General features: G+C 39.8%; 17 protein-coding genes. 9 read left to right on the top strand and 8 right to left on the bottom strand.

Annotated features, from left to right (window positions below; all coding sequences use genetic code 11):
- Positions 1 to 59 precede the first annotated feature (59 nt).
- From gatC to gatB, 3 genes are read left to right on the top strand one after another with little or no spacing between them, the layout of a single operon-like run.
- Positions 60 to 374, top strand: a complete 315-nt coding sequence (gene gatC / locus ACU0NF_RS10515; protein ID WP_131266991.1) for an Asp-tRNA(Asn)/Glu-tRNA(Gln) amidotransferase subunit GatC — start codon at positions 60 to 62, stop codon at positions 372 to 374.
- A 53-nt stretch (positions 375 to 427) separates the two neighbouring features.
- The gene (gatA, locus tag ACU0NF_RS10510) at positions 428 to 1,906 is read left to right on the top strand and encodes an Asp-tRNA(Asn)/Glu-tRNA(Gln) amidotransferase subunit GatA (RefSeq protein WP_445661089.1); all 1,479 of its coding nucleotides are present in this window, start codon (positions 428 to 430) and stop codon (positions 1,904 to 1,906) included.
- Positions 1,906 to 3,387 carry an Asp-tRNA(Asn)/Glu-tRNA(Gln) amidotransferase subunit GatB gene (gene gatB / locus ACU0NF_RS10505; RefSeq protein ID WP_445661088.1) on the top strand — a complete coding sequence of 494 codons (1,482 nt, stop codon included), beginning with the start codon at positions 1,906 to 1,908 and terminating at the stop codon, positions 3,385 to 3,387. Before gatA ends, gatB begins: the two co-directional genes overlap by 1 nt.
- A gap of 50 nt (positions 3,388 to 3,437) precedes the next feature.
- Here the strand turns inward: gatB and ACU0NF_RS10500 are convergent, their stop codons facing one another.
- Positions 3,438 to 4,232, bottom strand: a complete 795-nt coding sequence (locus tag ACU0NF_RS10500) for a hypothetical protein (RefSeq protein WP_445661087.1) — start codon at positions 4,230 to 4,232, stop codon at positions 3,438 to 3,440.
- Between the two features lie 443 nt (positions 4,233 to 4,675).
- Here ACU0NF_RS10500 and ACU0NF_RS10495 point away from each other — a divergent pair, with 443 nt between their 5' ends.
- Together ACU0NF_RS10495 and ACU0NF_RS10490 are read left to right on the top strand one after the other, a co-directional pair.
- Positions 4,676 to 5,281 (top strand): hypothetical protein, encoded by a 606-nt coding sequence (locus tag ACU0NF_RS10495; RefSeq protein WP_445661086.1) that lies wholly within the window; start codon positions 4,676 to 4,678, stop codon positions 5,279 to 5,281.
- 148 nt (positions 5,282 to 5,429) lie between these two features.
- On the top strand, positions 5,430 to 5,651 hold the full coding sequence (locus tag ACU0NF_RS10490) for a hypothetical protein (RefSeq protein WP_131383959.1): 222 nt from the start codon (positions 5,430 to 5,432) through the stop codon (positions 5,649 to 5,651).
- A gap of 8 nt (positions 5,652 to 5,659) precedes the next feature.
- On the opposite strand, the gene ACU0NF_RS10485 is transcribed toward ACU0NF_RS10490, so the two are convergent.
- The 4 genes from ACU0NF_RS10485 to sbmA form a co-directional block, all read right to left on the bottom strand.
- Positions 5,660 to 6,142, bottom strand: coding sequence for a hypothetical protein (locus ACU0NF_RS10485; protein ID WP_445661097.1), 483 nt, complete (start codon positions 6,140 to 6,142; stop codon positions 5,660 to 5,662).
- A gap of 295 nt (positions 6,143 to 6,437) precedes the next feature.
- Entirely contained in the window at positions 6,438 to 7,430 is a 993-nt protein-coding gene (locus ACU0NF_RS10480) for a hypothetical protein (RefSeq protein ID WP_445661085.1), read from the bottom strand.
- A gap of 401 nt (positions 7,431 to 7,831) precedes the next feature.
- Complete coding sequence (locus tag ACU0NF_RS10475) at positions 7,832 to 8,902, bottom strand: DUF1176 domain-containing protein (protein ID WP_445661084.1); 1,071 nt, start codon at positions 8,900 to 8,902, stop codon at positions 7,832 to 7,834.
- A 544-nt stretch (positions 8,903 to 9,446) separates the two neighbouring features.
- Complete coding sequence (gene sbmA, locus ACU0NF_RS10470; protein ID WP_445661083.1) at positions 9,447 to 10,643, bottom strand: peptide antibiotic transporter SbmA; 1,197 nt, start codon at positions 10,641 to 10,643, stop codon at positions 9,447 to 9,449.
- A 591-nt stretch (positions 10,644 to 11,234) separates the two neighbouring features.
- On the opposite strand from sbmA, the gene ACU0NF_RS10465 reads away from it, so the two are divergent.
- Complete coding sequence (locus tag ACU0NF_RS10465; protein WP_131267005.1) at positions 11,235 to 11,429, top strand: hypothetical protein; 195 nt, start codon at positions 11,235 to 11,237, stop codon at positions 11,427 to 11,429.
- Positions 11,430 to 11,926: 497 nt separating this feature from the next.
- Here ACU0NF_RS10465 and ACU0NF_RS10460 read toward each other — a convergent pair whose 3' ends face one another.
- Together ACU0NF_RS10460 and ACU0NF_RS10455 are read right to left on the bottom strand one after the other, a co-directional pair.
- Positions 11,927 to 12,733, bottom strand: coding sequence for a hypothetical protein (locus ACU0NF_RS10460; RefSeq protein ID WP_445661096.1), 807 nt, complete (start codon positions 12,731 to 12,733; stop codon positions 11,927 to 11,929).
- 261 nt (positions 12,734 to 12,994) lie between these two features.
- Positions 12,995 to 13,816 (bottom strand): hypothetical protein, encoded by an 822-nt coding sequence (locus tag ACU0NF_RS10455; protein ID WP_445661082.1) that lies wholly within the window; start codon positions 13,814 to 13,816, stop codon positions 12,995 to 12,997.
- A gap of 309 nt (positions 13,817 to 14,125) precedes the next feature.
- Here ACU0NF_RS10455 and metG point away from each other — a divergent pair, with 309 nt between their 5' ends.
- A complete protein-coding gene (gene metG / locus ACU0NF_RS10450) occupies positions 14,126 to 16,186 on the top strand; it encodes a methionine--tRNA ligase (RefSeq protein ID WP_445661081.1) in 2,061 nt (686 codons plus the stop codon).
- Between the two features lie 109 nt (positions 16,187 to 16,295).
- On the opposite strand, the gene ACU0NF_RS10445 is transcribed toward metG, so the two are convergent.
- Positions 16,296 to 17,461 (bottom strand): IS3-like element ISAba21 family transposase gene (locus tag ACU0NF_RS10445; RefSeq protein WP_445661080.1). Its coding sequence is split into 2 segments (ribosomal slippage): positions 16,296 to 17,203 and positions 17,203 to 17,461, totalling 1,167 coding nucleotides; the frame shifts between segments, so codons are not numbered across the junction.
- A gap of 62 nt (positions 17,462 to 17,523) precedes the next feature.
- On the opposite strand from ACU0NF_RS10445, the gene ACU0NF_RS10440 reads away from it, so the two are divergent.
- Both ACU0NF_RS10440 and ACU0NF_RS10435 read left to right on the top strand, forming a co-directional pair.
- Positions 17,524 to 17,952, top strand: coding sequence for a DUF4145 domain-containing protein (locus tag ACU0NF_RS10440; RefSeq protein WP_445661095.1), 429 nt, complete (start codon positions 17,524 to 17,526; stop codon positions 17,950 to 17,952).
- A 254-nt stretch (positions 17,953 to 18,206) separates the two neighbouring features.
- Complete coding sequence (locus tag ACU0NF_RS10435; protein ID WP_445661079.1) at positions 18,207 to 19,172, top strand: MBL fold metallo-hydrolase; 966 nt, start codon at positions 18,207 to 18,209, stop codon at positions 19,170 to 19,172.
- The last annotated feature ends 67 nt before the right edge of the window (positions 19,173 to 19,239 follow it).

Below are 19,239 nucleotides of genomic sequence, written 5' to 3'. Positions count from 1 at the left end.
CAATCGCTTATTATAACGCACGATATTTTGAATTTTTTTAATACTGATCAGGTGATGTTATGTCTACAACGGATGCACAGCATTCTGCAGATTTAAATGCACAAACAGTTTCAGCAATCGCCAATCTTGCACGATTGTCGCTAGATGATACGCAATCTGCTGAATATGCTCAAAGTCTAAATAAAATTTTAGGCATGATGGAAACCTTAAAAGGCATTGACACAGAAGGTGTCGAGCCGCTTAAAAGCCCATTTGACCATCCACAACCCTTACGTGAAGACGTGGTTTCTGAAGAAAATCATCGTGAAGAATATCAAGCTGTTGCACCTGCAACGCAAGATGGCTTGTACCTTGTTCCACGCGTGATTGAATAATTTCCAAGCAGTCAAACCATTTTTGTTAAATTAAACGTAAAGAATTATTTCTCATGACAGATTTACATCGCTTATCGATTCGTGAACTTTCTGAGGGTTTAGCTGGCTCTAAATTCTCGTCTCGTGAACTCACCGAACATTATTTAAAACGCATTGCAAAAATCGATGCCCAAGTACAGAGCTATGTCACGGTTACCCCTGAACAGGCTTTAGCTCAGGCAGATGCTGCCGATGCCCTGCGCAAATCAGGAATGGCCAATGTGTTGACTGGTGTTCCCGTTGCACACAAAGATATTTTCTGCACCCACGGCATTAAAACCACTGCCGGCTCTAAAATACTGGACAACTTTATCTCTCCTTACGACGCAACCGTTGTAGCGAAAGGCAAAGTTGCAGGCTTGGTGACTTTAGGTAAAGTGAACATGGACGAATTCGCCATGGGTTCGACCTCGGAGTCATCTTACTTTGGCGCAACCAAAAACCCGTGGGCACTGGATCATGTTCCGGGTGGTTCTTCAGGTGGCTCTGCTGCGGCTGTAGCGGCTGACCTTGCACCGTTTGCAACCGGTACTGACACTGGTGGTTCAATTCGCCAACCTGCGTCTTTCTGTGGTCTTACAGGGCTTAAACCGACTTATGGCCGTGTGTCTCGTTTCGGCATGATCGCCTATGCATCTTCTTTGGACCAAGGCGGCCCGATGGCGCGTTCGGCTGAAGACTGTGCCTATCTCATGAACGTGATGGCAGGTCATGATGAGCGTGACTCAACTTCGGTAAACATTGATGCTGATGACTACGTTGCTAATCTGAACGGTACTTCGGTGAAAGGTTTACGCATTGGTATTCCAAAACAGTACTTTAACGTTGCCGGCTTAGATGCTGACGTGAAAGCGCGTGTTGAAGAATCGTTGAAAAAACTGGAAGACATGGGCGCGACTCTGGTTGAGATTGACCTCAACATGACTGATGCTTATGTTCCAACCTATTACCTGATTGCACCTGCTGAAGCATCGTCTAACTTACAACGCTTTGATGGTGTTCGTTACGGCTACCGCTGTGAAAATCCGGTGGATTTAACCGATTTGTACAAGCGTTCACGTTCAGAAGGTTTTGGTCCTGAAGTGCAACGTCGTATCTTGATTGGTACTTACGCGCTTTCTGCCGGTTATTACGATGCTTACTATGTGAAAGCACAAAAAGTACGTCGTCTCATCCAGCAAGATTTCTTGAAAGCCTTTGAATCTGTTGACGTGATTGCTGCGCCTTCTGCACCAACCACTGCTTATAAAATCGGTGCGTCTTTAGACCCGGTTGAAATGTACTTGGGCGACATTTACACCATCGCAGTGAACCTAGCAGGTTTACCAGCCATCAATGCACCTGTTGGTTTTGATAAAGATCAATTGCCCGTTGGCTTACAGTTGATTGGTAACTACTGGTCAGAATCTCAATTATTGTCTGTTGTGCATCAATATCAACAAGCAACCGATTGGCATACCAAACGTGCGGCAATTGCTGAGGAGAATGCATAATGACTCAAGCTCAAAAAACAGCTAAACCAAAATCTCTTTTGATTGATGGGTGGGAAGTCGTTATTGGTATCGAGATTCATACTCAGCTTGCGACCAACTCAAAAATCTTCTCAGGCTCTTCGACTGTATTTGGTAACGATCCGAACACACAAGCCAGCCTTGTCGATTTAGCAATGCCGGGTGTATTGCCTGTACTGAACAAAGCAGTTGTAGATTTAGCAATTCGTTTTGGTTTAGGTATCGACGCGTATATTGATAAAGCATCTGTATTTGCACGTAAAAACTATTTTTACCCTGACTCTCCAAAAGGTTACCAAATTAGCCAGATGGATAACCCGATTGTGGGCTTGGGTCATATCGACATCCAGCTTGAAGATGGTACGGTTAAACGCATTGGCGTGACCCGTGCACACCTTGAAGAAGATGCAGGTAAATCGATCCATGACCAGTTTGAAGGTATGTCAGGTATCGACTTGAACCGTGCCGGTACACCGTTGCTTGAAATCGTATCTGAACCGGATATGCGCTCGGTTGAAGAAGCCGTTGCTTATATCAAAGCGATTCACACTTTAGTGCGTTGGTTAGGCATTTCTGACGGTAACATGGCGGAAGGTTCATTCCGTTGTGACTGTAACGTGTCGTTACGTCGTCCGGGTCAACCATTCGGTACACGTTGTGAATTGAAAAACCTCAACTCATTCCGTTTCATTGAGCAGGCGATCAATGTTGAAATTGAACGTCAAATGGAAATACTGGACTGGGATGGCACCATTGATCAGGAAACGCGTTTGTTCGATCCTGTGAAGATGGAAACCCGTTCAATGCGTTCTAAAGAAGAAGCGAACGATTACCGCTACTTCCCTGACCCTGACTTGTTGCCTGTGGTGATTGCTGATGAGCAAATCGAAGCGATTAAAGCAACCATGCCTGAGCTGCCTGCTGCACGTCGTGAGCGTTTCGTAGCTGACTTTGGTGTGACTGAGTATGATGCACACGTTCTTACCCTGACACGTGAAATGTCAGAGTTCTATGAAGAAGTGGTTAAGGCTGCTGGTGGCGCTGCGCAAGGTAAGATTGCTGCAAACTGGGTGATGGGCGAATTCTCGGGTGCTTTAAACAAAGCAGGCTTAGATCTTGCTGATTCTCCTGTATCTGCTGAAAAACTTGGCGGCATGATTGCGCGTATTGTGGATAACACCATCAGCGGTAAGATTGCAAAACAAGTCTTCGGCTTTATGTGGGATGAAGGCAAAACTGCGGACGAAATTATTGCTGAAAAAGGCTTGAAACAAGAAACGGATACTGGCGCGATTGAAGCGATCATTAAAGAAGTGCTTGCTGCAAACGAGAAGATGGTTGAAGAATACAAGTCTGGTAAAGAGAAAGCCTTTAACGGTCTTGTAGGTCAAGTGATGAAAGCATCACGTGGCAAAGCCAACCCTGCTCAAGTAAATGAATTGATGAAGAAATTGATTGGTTGATCTGATTAATTTTGGAATAAAAAACCCGCTTTAGAGCGGGTTTTCTTTAATTAACTTTTATAAGACTCTTCTAGTATTTTATTTAAATAATTAAAATAATTAGTTAAAGGATCTAAAACCCTATCTTTTTCAAATTCTTCACACATTAACTTTAATTCATTGTTTCGTTTTAATTGATACTTTATCCCAAGATAAGTAGGTTCAATTAAATAAATTCTTTTAAGTATTAAAATATTCTGATCATTTGGCTCACCTTCTTCAGGCTGTATTTTACCCGAACCAAACCAACAACCTTTCAGTAAAAAAGATGCGCTTTCAAGCTCTGTAATTAACTTTATAGTTTCATTATTAAGCTTATAAAGGTTATCTAAAATACTTTTTTCAAAATAAAATCCTGAATTAATCAATACACTCATAATATTATGTCTTAATGCTTCAAATGAATCTGACCATTCCTTTTCTCTTTGATCAAATTCTTTGAATTTTCCGTCTTTTATCAAAGATGCATTAGCATTTAATCTAAATTTCCACGTAATACTTTCCTGGTCAGACAAAATAGATTTTATGGATTCTATAGCCTTAATTTTTGAACTTTCAAATTGTTGCTCTTTCCAAATATTAAATCCAAATAAAACAGCAATTGGAGCTAAAAATACACCTACTCCTGAAAAAATCGAAATTAAATCATATCTTGACCATTGTGCAGAATTGGATGTATTTAACCCCAATTCTTTAGGATATGAATCTCCTAGATAAAAATAGAAAATTGTTAAAGCCAATGTTAAAAAGATATAAACCAAAATAAAGATTACTATTTTTTGTAAAATTTTCTTAGGATAAAACATATACCACATCAACCATATTAAGTAGATAAAATCAGCAATTAAGCATATAAAATAATATGAATACTTGTTAGAAAAGAATTCCAATTCCAAAGTTTCCTTTATTCATATTTAGCAAGACAACCAATTAATTTTAAAATAATTTTTTTATTTTATCAGATATATCAACTCCATCAAAAGAACTGATATTTTAAAATTTGTTCAGCTTTCAAAGTCCATTTTATATATAACTTCTAATCGCCCTCATCCCCCGCCTTCTCCCAGTGGGAGAAGGAGCTTTCATTGTGAAGCACATGACATCATAAATTTAGTATTGGATGTTCCCTCTCCTTTTAGGAGATGAGCATCCTCAGAATATATTCTGAGTGCGCAAGGGAGAGGATTATTATTTAAATTTCATCATTTTAAACATACAATCACCCCAAACACTTCAAACCAAAAACAACATGACCATCAAAAAAGTATCTTCCATCGCCAAGCTCGAAGACTTAGGACGCGTTCAACTTTCGAAGTCCTTTTTTATGCGCGACTTCCTCTATAGCGAAATCGCCAGTTGGTACGGTGTTCCTAACTTTCCCGACCATCCTGACATTGCCATCCGAACAGGTACAAAACTTTGTGAAGAACTGCTCGAACCATTACAAGACAAGTTTGGACGCATTGCCATTCGCTCAGCTTACCGCTCACCAAGCGTGAACCAACTCGGTAATGAAAAAGGTCATAACTGCGCAAGTAATGAGAAAAACTTTGCCAGTCATATTTGGGACTATCCCGATGCAAAGGGCTATGGTGCAACGGCGTGTATCGTGATTCCATCTTTTTTAGAACTTTATGAAAAAGACCAAGCGAATTGGCAACAACTTGCCTACTGGATTCATAACCATTTGAATTACAGTCATCTAACATTTTTCCCAAAATTATGCGCTTTTAATATTGGCTGGCATGAACAGCCTGCACGAGAAATTTATAGCTATATTCAGCCGAAAGGCTATTTGCTGCGAGGTGACGCGGTGAACAAAGAATTTGAGAAGTTTTATCCGGATTTATTGTAATCTCTCTAAATCTCCCTTTAGAAAAGGGAGACTTTGACATGTGATTAATTTGATACGCGGTGTTCCCTCTCCTTTTTTAAAGGAGAGGGCTAGGGAGAGGATTATTTTATGTGTTATATAATTAAATAAATATCAAAGAAAAATAAAAATGACGCCTGAACTGTTACTCCTCATGATTCAAACTGCCATTGGAATATTTACCATCACGATTGTTGTGCTCCTCATCCACCCCAAGTCGAGAAGATACTTATTCTCCATGCATCCTGAAGAAACTAAAGACTCAAAAGGCTCACAACTGTTGCATATTGGTGAAATGATCGCTTATCCCATTGTTTGGCTTTTTAGAATCATTGCAGCCATTCTAAAATAGGCTCGCATTTAACGTATAACACCCAACTTATTCCACACATCAGGCGTTAAAAATGTCATTACCATCTTATTCAGGTCGACATAACGCAATACACCTTTTAACTGCTTGTTCACCTCAGGATTTTTCACAATGGCTTCACCCGTAGTACGACCTAACTCCTGAAAACTATCACCTACGGCTTGCAAGCCTTCTGCTTGAATTACGGCTTTGGTTTGACTCGAGCACTGCTCCACCAAGATGCGCTGTAAAACGGTCGCAAGGCTTTTATCTAGTTGCTCTTTCTGAACATCAGTCACCTGACTAAAACTTTTTAAATCCGGATGAGTCGATAAAGCCACAAAGGTCCATTGCAGTACAGTTTTCTTATCCGTCTCGGTTGTCGATTTCACCAGACAATCACTTAATTGATCGACTGTTGGCCCTGCTGTCGCCAGTTGCGCGGAACCCAACAATGCAACTGCCATTAAAGCTGAGAAGCCTATACGTGGCATGCTGTGACGAGCAATGGTTAAAACTTTGTGAGACATAAGGCGAACTCCAGTAAAAATCATTCTCTTTGTATCATAACGCTGAGGTTTTTACCTGTTATGACTCTGTAAATTGAACTCACTGAAAACTGAATTAAAAATTAAAAATTAAAAAATGATGTTTGCTATTCAAGAAAATATTGAATCAGACAAAATAAAAATTATCTGGGCTATGGTTTAGAGATCAGCCTTTATCCAATCACGGGGATCACCCAACTGACTGGAGAAATCGCTTAAAATACCAATTAATAACGTCAAATTACTTGATCTGCCTCAACATATTCTTCGCACCAGCATGATTATAATTATTAGCTAAATTCTGCAATATCTTAACTGCCTGCCCTTTCGAATTAGCAAAACGGCTGCTATAACTTGGTACATTGGTTAAACAGCGCGCGACCAGCATTCCGGATTCAGTATAAACTTTGGTTCCGTCGGTTCCTTGTAGCTTGCCGTAGTTATAAGCACGTTGTGCATTATTACAGGCAGCAACCTGATTTTTACCACTATTCAAATCACGGCGTGCCACAACATAAGATTTAAGCTGTTGCTGCTGTAATGTTTCCGCAACTTGTGCAGACTGTTTTACTGGTAATTCAGGCGTAGGCTTGGGTTCTTTTTTAGTTTCAAGCTCTTTTTTAGCTTCCACTTCTTTGGATGTAACCGCTTTATTTTTTAAATTTTTAGTGCTTTGATTATTTACCGTGGTTTTTTTTGCAGCACTATTATTTGCAGAGTTGGCATTTGAATAAAATTTTTGGGCGTCTATAGCCGTCATTATTTTAGTTTGAAGCGCCACCATATGTGCTTCACTGCCATCATCCAGCTTGCGTTCAGCCACAGGTTCAATCGATACAATCCAGCTTTGCCCATCACTTTGCACACACTTATATGCGCCTATACCTTGCTTGACACTGCTATAGGTAGAAAGCAGTTTTTTATCCCATTGATTCTTTAACAAACTCATTGAACTTTTATGTAATAGAGAAAACTTGCCACCCTTGGCAGAACAGTAACTATTTAAATGTTTTCTTGGATATAAGGATTGAGGGTCTTTATTGCTTTGCTTGGGTCCCCAAGAATAGACATATTCTTTCGCCCGACCATTTGCAGCATTAATATTCTTCTGAACAATGAGTTCCTGAGGTGAGTTAAAATTTTTAACTGAATCCGAGTTAAAACTGTCAATACTGGTACAGCCATGTAAAGCGATGCCCACTCCACCCATCAAGATGAATGTTCTGAAATTCACGTATCAACTCTCAATTATGCCGTATAAATGAAAATATATGAAAATACAAAAAATAACAAACTCATAACTTTGATTTTATTATTGATTTTACTGAACTGTTTTTCGAATTTCTTATTCAAAACTGGCTAAAAACTGCCAATCCTTAAATGCTTTATGCTTAAAATTTGAACTGCATAACAGTTCAATCTCATTTTCAAGATTTTTATCATGGGTTGAGGGAAAATTTTCCCCGCAATTATTCGACAATTTTAATGCTGAGCTGACCAGTTTCTATCTTTTTAATCCAAGGATTTTTCATCTTATTGACTATATCACTGACACATTTTTTTTCAATAATCACGTCATGAGCAGCAGATGCTCCAGCCGGATATTCATTCCCTCTTTTCTATTTGTAAAATGAATCACCTCACCACCGCTTCAATCAGGTACAGATCCCAAATTCCACCCGGGAAACCGTTACACATGCCTGTCCAGCGATCCATCGTTTTGACAAAAGTTTGGCCGTTCCAGATCCATTGACTCATTGCCCAGCAATCTCCCAGACCACGGCCCTTTTGTGCACTGCGGATTTCACCGGGTGCAAAATCTGAGGCGAATTCGGTCACAAAGGTCGCTTTACCTTTTAAAGATTCATCCAGCACCCACGCGCCATAGCCTTCATTATAGGCACCACGCCAGCATAGTGTTGTTGCCAGGACTTTATGATTTGTGAGTTTATAGAGTGCTATGGCTTGAGGTTTTGCCACAGTATCTTCAGGAATACCTTCACAAAATGCATGTGCATCCTGAAGCGCGGGTTGGGCAGCCATAAGAAGCGTATGTACGGCTTGGTACTGTTCAGTATTTGGCTGCAGGGTCAAATAAGGTCTTGCAGTTGTATTAACCTTCTTAACCACAGGCTTGGGCTGCGCAGCCAACACTCTGGATTCATTTGCTGTACCCTTTTTCACCAATGCGCCGGTTGTGCCAGTACGCTTCTGGAAATCATCCATTTTCAATAAAGTCGCCGTCATGCCTGCATCTGAAACCTGCCAGCTATAATGGTTATTTTTAAATACGATTTTTACGTTTTTCTGGGTATACTGCAGTAATCCATGGGTTTGCTGGGTATTCAGTGTTCCGATTAAAGGCTCAGTCGAAGTATTTACATTGACTGCACCAAAATCTCTGCCATTTAGATAAAAGTGAATATTTTTAAGTTTTTTATTGTCTAAAGTCTGGTCATCACTAGATAAGGCAACTTTTGCCTGAACTGCCTGTTTTGCTCCGGCCTGACGAGTCAGCAATATTGAAGCCGGCATCATTTGCGCACTATCCGGCTGATACCCTGCCGCACGGCACGTTCCGGTATTGCTACAATGAACTTCCCAATCCCGATAAGAAAAAGACTGGCCTTGAATATTTTGGGCCACAGTGAATGGACTCAGCGCGGTTAAACAAATAAGTGAAATCAAACTGTAGAAAATGTTCATCTTTTCCTATCCCAGCCTTTTTTATCAATATACCGCTTAATGATGATTTCAATGTTGCTGAATCATTTCAAAATGCTGTTATTTATACCTTTCAAGTACCCATCCGACCTGAGTCATCTCCCTGCTCTACGCAGCCTATTTAAAAAAACTCGTGAGATACGGAATGCAAGTCAGTTAAGAAATTGGCTGGCATTTTCTACTTTGAATTAATCATGTTATTTGATACGCGAATACGTCATTCGCAACTGTTTGAGGCAGAATTACATTAAAGAAGTTACTGTTTCTGCGATGGATTTTCTACTCGGTGCTAGTGGACGAGTTTTGCGATGAAAGGACTTTAAATAAATTATTTAAAGTCTTTGTAAGATGCTTTTCTTGCGAAGCTTCGCTTCTCATTTGGCTAAACAAAAGAGCTAATGAATCCAAATATTTGATTTTATAAGATAAAAATCCGCTGTGAATAACCCAAAAGTTAAGGAGTTTATGGTCAAACTCCTTAACTGATCAGCATTACGCACGATGCGGGCTTTTATTTCAATTCAAATTACTTATGCAAGGTCGACTCAAACGCTCTTAAACGTTTATAAATCGAAAGCAGTTCAATAATCGTGGGCCATGACTCAATCAAATACTGGAATGATTCACGCACCTTGCCAAATACATTGGCAATCTGCATCATCAGGCCTAGCGTGATTGCACCTGCGGCAATACTCGGGAACAGCACAAATAAACCGTACAGATTGTCCAGCTGCATATACCAGATACGCACCATATTGAAATAGGCATAATGGAAATATAAACGGAAATAGTTAAAACGTACGCGGCTAAACAGTTCTTTTAAAGTCAGCGGATCGGCACGCTCTGCATAATCTTCCCCATACACCAGTTCTTTACGGTATGCGGCTTCCACCTTTTGGTTATTAAACTCTAAACCCGGCAATTTATAACCGACCACCATCAGCACGACTGTACCAAAGACCGCCCAGCTAATGGCTGCCCAAACCAGTGCATAGGGAATTTCACCAATCACAGGCAGTTGTTTCACATGCGATGACAACTGCAATAACACCGGCAAGAATGCCATTAAAGTCATCAAGGCTTGAATGAAACTCACCCCCAGACTCTCGGTGGTTTTGGCAAAGCGCATGGTATCTTCCTGAATACGCTGCGAAGCCCCTTCAATATGACGTAACTGTTCCCAATGTGCGGTGTAATAGTCATTCATGGCTGTACGCCAGCGAAAAATATAATGACTGACAAAGAACAGGTTAAATACCGCAATCGTGACATAAACCATCGCGACATACAGGAAAGTCATAGTTTCACCGTAGAGTAAATTGACATCTCCACCGCCACTGCCGAGCATTTTCTGAATCAGGTCGTAAAACGGGCTGTACCACGCATTCACCACGACATTGACCTGCACTGAAAACCAGATATTAAACAGAATAAAGGCAGAACCCCAGACTGACCATCCTTGCCATGGATTACTGGATTTAAATCTCCAGAACAGGGCAAAAATAACCGTCGAAACTAGGAACCACAGATAAAACCATAAAAATGAGGGTGTCCAGAAACGACTTACGCCAATAGGCAATTCCGCCTCATGATAACCGGGTGCAAAACCTAAAAATGTTCCCCAACCACTTCCACCTGAATACCACAAAGCCACATTGATTAAAAACCAAAGCACCAACGACAAAAAGAACCACTTCGGGTTCGGAAAAAAAGATCTAAACATTGCGTATGGATATTCCTTTATTTTTTAATGTACAACCTAAGCCATCCACGCAAACTAAACATATTTTAGCTCCCATGGATGAATCCGCCATTATTCTAGTATTTGCATCTTTGTAACAACTTATTCACTGTTTGGGAAATGTTTTTTCGCGTGAGTCAGCTTCAGCAACCCGACATTTCAATAAACAATATGTACTTTTAAATTAACCCAGCGCTGATATTTTCATCATTTCACTTCATTAGGGATACACAGCGCAAAGGAAATCAGTTTTTCTCATCTCTTGTAATGGAATCAAAGTAGCATTGCAAAGCTAAGCCAGACCGATCCACTAGATAACTGACTAAGCTAATCTTCATTCATTAAACCAATATTAAAACAATATTAGAAAAACCATCCAATGCGCTCATGAGTTTTACTTTATTGCTCAGCGAATAACTTTAATACATTCATCATTTTTATTTAATGTGCATATCACATAAAACTTCCATCTGATTTTTTTTGATTTAATTCTCAATGCTGATAAAATTAGTTAAACATCTATCAAATCATGCTAGTATTTCATTAGCTTAGTGAAACGCTCGGGGAAGCAAAATGGACAATTCAGTCATCGAATTATTAAAACCAGTCGTTCTAAAAAAAGAAAATTGCAATCCTTTGGTTTTTGAACAAGGGACTATTTTAAAAGTAGTAATGCATACGCCTACTGGTCTGCTTGTATCGGATGATTCAAACTTTAATTTCACCGTTTCTTTAAATGATAAAAATGAAGTATGGCGCGAACTATAAAATTCGATCCAAACCTTCCAGATTTAAAAAGCTGTCTTGTATGATCTAAATTTGAGTGCAATTCCCCCAATCCCGATACTAGATCATACAATTTTCAATGTATTAGAATAAATCCCATATGTTCTGGTGCTGCCATTTTCAGCAGCACTAAATCATCTGCTCTGCTGAGCAAGTTCTTTTATTTTTAAGTTTCTATTCTCTGCTTATTTAAAACTCCCCAATCTAGTGATTCTATATTTCATTCATTCGTAGAGAATTTGAACTCATCACATCTTTCTATTTAGTTAGCTTCCCTTTCACTGGTTGTGCTTTTAATTTCCTCTATATCCACAACTCTATACCCATAAATAGAGTGCATTAAACATTTCTTTAGGAAAAATGTGCATCCAGAAAAATACACCATCCTGTGTTTGGATGGTGTATTGGGTTGGTCATTGCAGAGCTTTGCTTCGTTAAATTTCAAATCAGCAAAATTCAACTTAATGATCTTTATTTTATTATTTTCTAAGCGTGCTCATAAAGCTCACGACCGAAAACAGCCAGATAAATAAGATAAAATTGCGTTCTTTGCTGAAATGGCTGACATCTGTACCATGCAAAATATTATGACGGGTCATGGTCACGGTTGAGCTGCTATCCATTTTATAAGCGGCCAATTCTGCAAAATAAATATTCATTTCACAGGCAATTTTACTCTTATGCCATAAGCTCTTTATTTCATGCCCTTTTAAACCTGGCACAATTTTATAAACATCGACAAATTTGGTCTGGTTCTGTTTCAAGAAACCACGTTCAATCAGGACATCAGTCAATAGACCTTCCAGTTGAGCATACAAAAGCGGGATGCAGCCTGCAAAACACTGCATCTGATACAGTTTAAACGCTTCTTGAATCACCAGACGGCGCTGCGCTTTATTTTCGGCATCAATCTCTAAAGCATCAAAGGCTTCAAACAGTTCAGTCTGGAAATAACAGGTATTGATCACATCTAAAAGATCGAAGCTTGCCACATCGTCTTCATGTTGATTGATCAAGCTCCAGATATGAATCAGGTTTAAGGCATCATTGGCAAATTTTGCATCGACTGGTTGATCCAGATCATCAGCAAGCACATCAAAATAAGCTTCTACTTGAGCATATTGATGTAATGCTTGCATTAAATGGGTATGTTCACCGGCAGACATTTCCTGAAGATATTGCTCGGCGTTTTGCAAAATGCCTTTCCCGAGTTTGTTCTGAGCATTCTGATTTTGTGGAATTCGGGTTACCGGCTGGTCGTAATCAAAATCGTCTTCATCAATCATGGTTTCACTCTTGGCATATTGCTTTAAGCGGCTATTATCACAGGTATTCAATACAGCACAAATAAATACTAAAACAAACGATTGAATCCCAAGCGAGATTCAATCAACGTCATATCCACTAAATAACAGTTCGTTTGATTTAGACATTGCCTGATATGCAGATGAACCATGTTTTGATGGTATCGGAACGATCTTGAATTTTTCGGACTTTCTAGCCCCTTCAATCATGTCCTGATTGAAGGGGCCTTTTAGTTAAAACCATTATTTATGATTTTTATTTTGCTCAGACTTGTGTTGCTCAGACTGAGCATTTTTATCATGATCCTTGTTGGAATCATCTTTCTGATGAGTTTGATCTGAGTCCTTGTCCTTCGACGAAGCATTTTGATCATCCTTTTTTGATTCATCTGACTGAGCTTGATCATCTTTCTTCATTTTGCTCATTGTGTCAGCCGCCATCTGTCTAAGTTCACCGAGTTTGACACTGGCTTCACTCACTAACTCAGTAATCTTCTGTTTGGTATCTTCAAACTTATGCAGCGCCTCATCTTTTAAATTTGCCATAAGGTCCTGCTGGCCATTCTGCCCCTGTTTAGAATTGTGTTTATCTGACTGTCCCGATTTATCCTGATCAGATTTGGCATTTTTCGAATCTGAACCCTGCCCAGCATTTTGCTGACTGTTTGAGTTGCTATTTTTTAGCTCATTCAGAATCTTTTCGCCTTTTTTCAGCAGTTCTTCACCAATGGCGATTGCCTTGGCTTTTAAGTCATCCATCTTGATGGTTTCAGTTTTTTGATCTGACTTGCCTGACTGAGCTTCTTGAGCATGATCAGAATGAGTATGATCAGAATTGTCTTGCTGGTCTGCATCTTTGCCATTTGGCTGAGCGCTTTGCTTGGCGTCAGAATTTTCATCAGTATGGTTCTTCTGGGCTTCTAGTATTTCCTGATATTCTTGCTTGTGCTGTTTATCGATCTCGTTCTGCTTTTGCTCTGTTTCAATCTTGTCATGCAGTTCACGTGCCTGTTGTTCTTTATCTTGGTTCTGCTTCGAAATACTAGTCTGGTTATTCTGATTCATGAGTACCCTCCCTGAGGTATATAAGAATTATCAGACAATTTTTTAGCACAAAGCATTTAAATAAGCGGGCGAATTAAGCAAACTGCAACAAAGCCTGTACATGTTGTTGCTATTGATGGCACAAAGTAGCGCTAAGGTAACTCAATCAATTGTTTAATCGTCGCTCATTGGATGAGATCGAATTCTGTATTTGAATATTCCGGTCGCTTGATTGGATGCGCTTCAGCTAAAGCATTTCTTTGTAATCCCCTCTGCATCATGTAAAATTATGGCCCATTGCATAATGAATACGAATGAGAGAGTGAATCCGTGCGTAAAATCCTAGTCACCAATGCCCTTCCTTACGCCAATGGCCCAATCCATATGGGTCACTTACTCGGTTATATCCAGGCAGATATCTGGGTTCGTGCCATGCGTGCAATGGGTCATGACGTGACTTATGTCTGTGCGGATGATGCTCACGGCACAGCCATCATGCTGCGTGCTGAAGCCAATGGTATTGCACCGGAACAACAGATTGCCAATGTGCAAAAAGAACATATCCGTGACTTTGATGGTTTCGGTGTTCACTTTGACCATTATGATTCAACCAACAGCGAAGAAAATAAAAATCGCTCGTCTGAGATTTACATCAAAAACCGTGAAGCAAATAACATTGCAGTGCGTCCTGTAAAACAGTTATTCGATCCTGAAAAAGGCATGTTCTTGTCAGATCGTTTCATTAAAGGCACCTGCCCGAAATGTAAAGCGGAAGATCAATACGGCGACTCATGTGAAGTTTGCGGCGCAACCTATAATGCAACAGAATTGCTGAATCCAAAATCGACTTTAAGTGGTGCTGCGCCTGTTGAAAAATCATCAGACCATTACTTCTTTAAACTGCCAAATTTTGCTGAATACCTGCAAAAATGGACCCGTGATGAAGGTCGTTTGCCTGTATCTATCGCGAACAAACTGGATGAATGGTTTGAAGCCGGCTTAAATGACTGGGATATCTCTCGTGATGCGCCATATTTCGGTTTTGAAATTCCAGATGCGCCAAACAAATACTTTTACGTTTGGGTAGATGCGCCAATTGGTTATATGTCTAGTTTTGAGAATTATATTAAAACCAAGCGTCCAGAACTCAGCTTTGATGATTACTGGAAAAAAGATTCTAAAAATGAGGTGTATCACTTCATTGGTAAAGACATCGTATATTTCCACGCATTGTTCTGGCCGGCAATGCTTGAAGGCGCAAACTACCGTACGCCATCTGGCTTGTTCGTGAATGGTTTCTTGACTGTAAACGGTCAGAAGATGTCGAAATCTCGCGGTACCTTCATTAAAGCTGAAACCTATTTAGAGCATTTAAATCCTGAATATCTACGCTATTACTTCGCGTCGAAACTTTCTGACAAAGTTGAAGATTCAGACTTAAATCTGGATGACTTTGTACAAAAAGTGAATTCAGACCTAGTCGGTAAAGTCGTGAATATTGCCAGTCGCTGTGCAAAATTCATCAACACCAAATTTGATAACAAGTTAAGTGTGACATGTACTGAACCTGAATTGGTACAAAGCTTTATTGATGCCGGTAGCTCAATTGCTCAGGCTTATGAAGCACGTGAATTCTCTGCTGCGATTCGTGAAATCATGGCGCTTGCAGATAAAGCCAACCAGTACATCGATGAGAAAAAGCCTTGGGCACTTGCGAAACAGGAAGGTCAGGAACAACAGGTTCATGATGTATGTTCTGTGGGAATCAACCTGTTCCGTCAATTAGCAGTGTATTTAGCGCCTGTATTGCCAACTTTGGCTCAACAGGTTCAAGATTTCTTGCAACTTGAAAGCTTCGATTTTTCTTCTCGCGAAACAATTCTAGTGGGTCATGAAATTGCATTGTTCCAACCACTCATGCAACGTGTAGACCCTAAAGCTGTTGCTGCAATGGTCGATGCATCCAAAGACTCTCTAGCTGCCCCTGCTGCAGAACCTGCAAAAGCCGAGAAGAAAAAAGAGAAAGCCAAAGAGAAGAAAGCTGAACCGAAAGTCGGTGAAGCTGAAATCATAACGATTGATGACTTTGTAAAAGTTGACTTACGTGTTGCTGAGGTTTTAGAAGCGGCTCACGTTGAAGGTTCTGACAAACTGCTTCAATTGACTTTAAATGTCGGTGAAGCTGAACCACGTAATGTATTCAGTGGGATCCGTGAGTTCTATGAGCCTCAAGACCTAAAAGGTAAATTGGTGGTGATGGTTGCAAACCTTGCGCCGCGTAAAATGCGTTTTGGCATTTCTAACGGTATGGTGCTTGCAGCTGGTAATGGCGAAGGTGTTTGGATGATTTCACCTGAATCTGGTGCTAAACCGGGCGATAAAGTTTCTTAAGATTTAAAAATCTTAGATAAAAAAGCCTCTACTGATGTAGGGGCTTTTTTTATTACTTTAACTTTTATGATATGTGCTGAATTAGCAGGAGACTTTCACTTGGGATATGCTAGGCAGCTAACCGATAAAAGTTCTCTGCTATTTGATTTGGCGTTTTAAAATCCAAACTCTTTTGAATTCTTCGCTGATTATAAAATAACACAATGTATTTTGTAATATCTGCTTTAGCTTCATCTCTGGTTTTATAGTTGCAATGATGCACTAATTCATTCTTGAGTATGCCCCAGAAACTTTCAATCGGTGCATTATCGTAACAGTCCCCACGTTTGCTCATTGAACCTTGAAAATCACATTTTTCCAGTATCTTTCGATATTCATGGCTGCAATATTGGCTGCCTCTGTCCGAATGAACAATTAAGCCTTTCGTTGGTTTTTGATTACGAATCGCCATAGTCAGTGCATTGCAAACAAGTTGTGCGGTCATACGCTCATTTAAGCTATAGCCAACCACTTGTTTCGTGTACAGGTCTTTTACTGCTGCCAAGTATAACCAACCTTCAGCAGTCCAAATGTATGTAATATCGCTTGACCATGCAAGATTGGGCTTAGTCATTGAAAACTGTTGCTCTAGTAAATTTGTGTAGATCACTCGATTATGATCACTCTTCGTAGTTCTTTTGAAACGCTTATGACGCTTACAATACAGCTGGTTGAGCTTTTTTATTTGACGTACAGCATACGTACTGATTTTGATACCTTGCGCTTGTAAATGCTTAGTTAATCGAATATAGCCATAGCTTTGTTTAGTTTCCTCATGAGCTATTTTGACCAAAATTGTCTGTTGATTTCGCTGAACCAATCTTTTATTCATGCCTCGTTTTAGCCAATCATAAAATTGTGACACTGAAACGTGAAGTAATCTAGCCATAAAGCTAATCGGGAATAAATGTCTTTGCTGTTTCATATAGGCGTACCTTACTGACTTTCTTTCGCAAAGTACGCTGCTGCCTTTTTTAGAAATTCACGTTCCATTTCAGCTGTTTTGAGCTGTTGTTTGAGCTTTTTATTTTCTTCGAGTAAGGCATTTAGATCAGGTGAATATTGTTTAGTGCCTGCTAAGGTGCCAGTCTTTGCTTTATTATTCCAATTTGAAAGAGTTTGCATTGAAATGCCAAGTTGTCTGGCTGTTTCCGATACATTGCCTTGATTGGCTTCAATCAATTTTATTGCTTCAACTTTAAATTCTGCGGTGTAAGTCTTCTGTTTCTTGCTCATGGTAAACTCCTGATGAGTGTCTATAGTTTACCAAGTTAAAACCTCCTGTTTTCTCAGCACACATCATACCTACAAATATAAAAAATATATTTGATGAAGCTACTAAATGTCTTGCAATGAGTTGTTTTGTTGCGAGTGGCTCTATGTTTAGATTATGCCTAGACCTTGTCACTAAAGATTTATTAGAAAAATGGTTAGAAGAAAATCAAACCTCTGAGCAACAACCGAATAAAGAACAAAGAAATAAATTAGCTAATCGAATTGATTTTTTAATTGATCAAGACAAAATTCCAAAACGATTAAAAGATCTAGCACATTGTATTCGTCATGATGGCAATGATTCAGCTCATGATGGAACTACAGGGGAGGATGAAGCTTTAGACTGTTTAGATTTTACTGAAGCATTACTTACTGAAACTTATACATTACCTGCACAAATTAATGAAGCAAGTAGAAGAAGATTAGAGCGTAGAGCTAAATCTTCAAATTAACTGTTATAAATTTACATGCCCAGCGACATGGATGTCGCTCGTTCGTTAGGGGTACACGGATGTGCCCTCTAACGAACAGAAGGGTTTTGTTACTTTTGCCCCGACAAAAGTAAGGCTAATATCTCTGATGATCACAAGGAAAACACCCTCATCCCAACCTTCTCCCAAAGGGAGAAGGAGCTTACAATCAAACTTTTAAAAACCATGTATAAATATGATAAAAAGATACATCCTTCAAAACTTATAAATATCCCATGAAAACTCTAAAACCACTTTTCCTCGCTCTTACCTTAAGCACAGTAGCCATCACCACTCAAGCTGCTGAACCCACCATCACCCCACAAAAACAAGTCGCTGGCTTTTATCAGCATCAATTGGGCAATACCCAAATCACTGCCCTACTCGATGGCACAAACTACTTAAACCCATCTATGTTTAAAGGCATTCCAGCAACTGAAGTGACGCAAATCTTAAAGAAATATCATGCTGATCAGGCCAAAGGTGTGCAAACCTCGGTGAATGCTTTTCTGGTCAATACCGGCTCAAGCTTGGTATTAGTGGATAGTGGTGCATCCAGTTGTAACGGTCCAGATTTTGGCTCGGTACATAAAAACCTTATTGCTGCGGGTTATAAACCAGAGCAAGTCGATACCATTTTACTGACCCATTTACATCCGGATCATGTTTGCGGCATCAGTGCTAAAGGTGTCGCCAGCTTTCCAAATGCAACGGTCTATGTTGCCGATGCGGAAGCAAACTATTGGCTAGATCCCAAACAGGCAGTAAAATTACCGCAAGATAAACAGGCCAGATTCAAACAAACTGTTGAGAAAATTCAGCAAGCTGTTCAACCCTACCAAGCCAAAAAACATTTTAAGACCTTTAAATTAGGTGACAAAATTAAAGGTTTTGAAGTCATCAGTACGGCAGGTCATACACCGGGACATTTCAGTTTTGCATTCAAGTCTGGCAATGAAGAAATCGTATTTGTCGGTGATATTGTGCATTCACATAGCATTCAGTTTGATCAACCTGAAACTGCCATTGATTTTGATGTAGATCCGAAAAAAGCGGTGCAAACACGTTTAGCGCAGTTTGCACGATTGGCTAGAAATGGACAGACTGTCGCTGCACCGCATTTACCTTTCCCGGGCATTGGACATATTTACTCTAAAGACGGTAAGAGCTATCAGTGGATTCCGGTGCATTTTAAAGATTGATGTAAAAGTAAACACCTAACCGCCCTGTCTGAGTTCAGCGGGGCTTTTTTATGGATATTGATTTTCA

This window comes from Acinetobacter sp. F16 (genome assembly GCF_052712855.1).
Note: the sequence above shows the minus strand (reverse complement) of the source record. Positions and strands in the feature narration are given on the sequence as shown.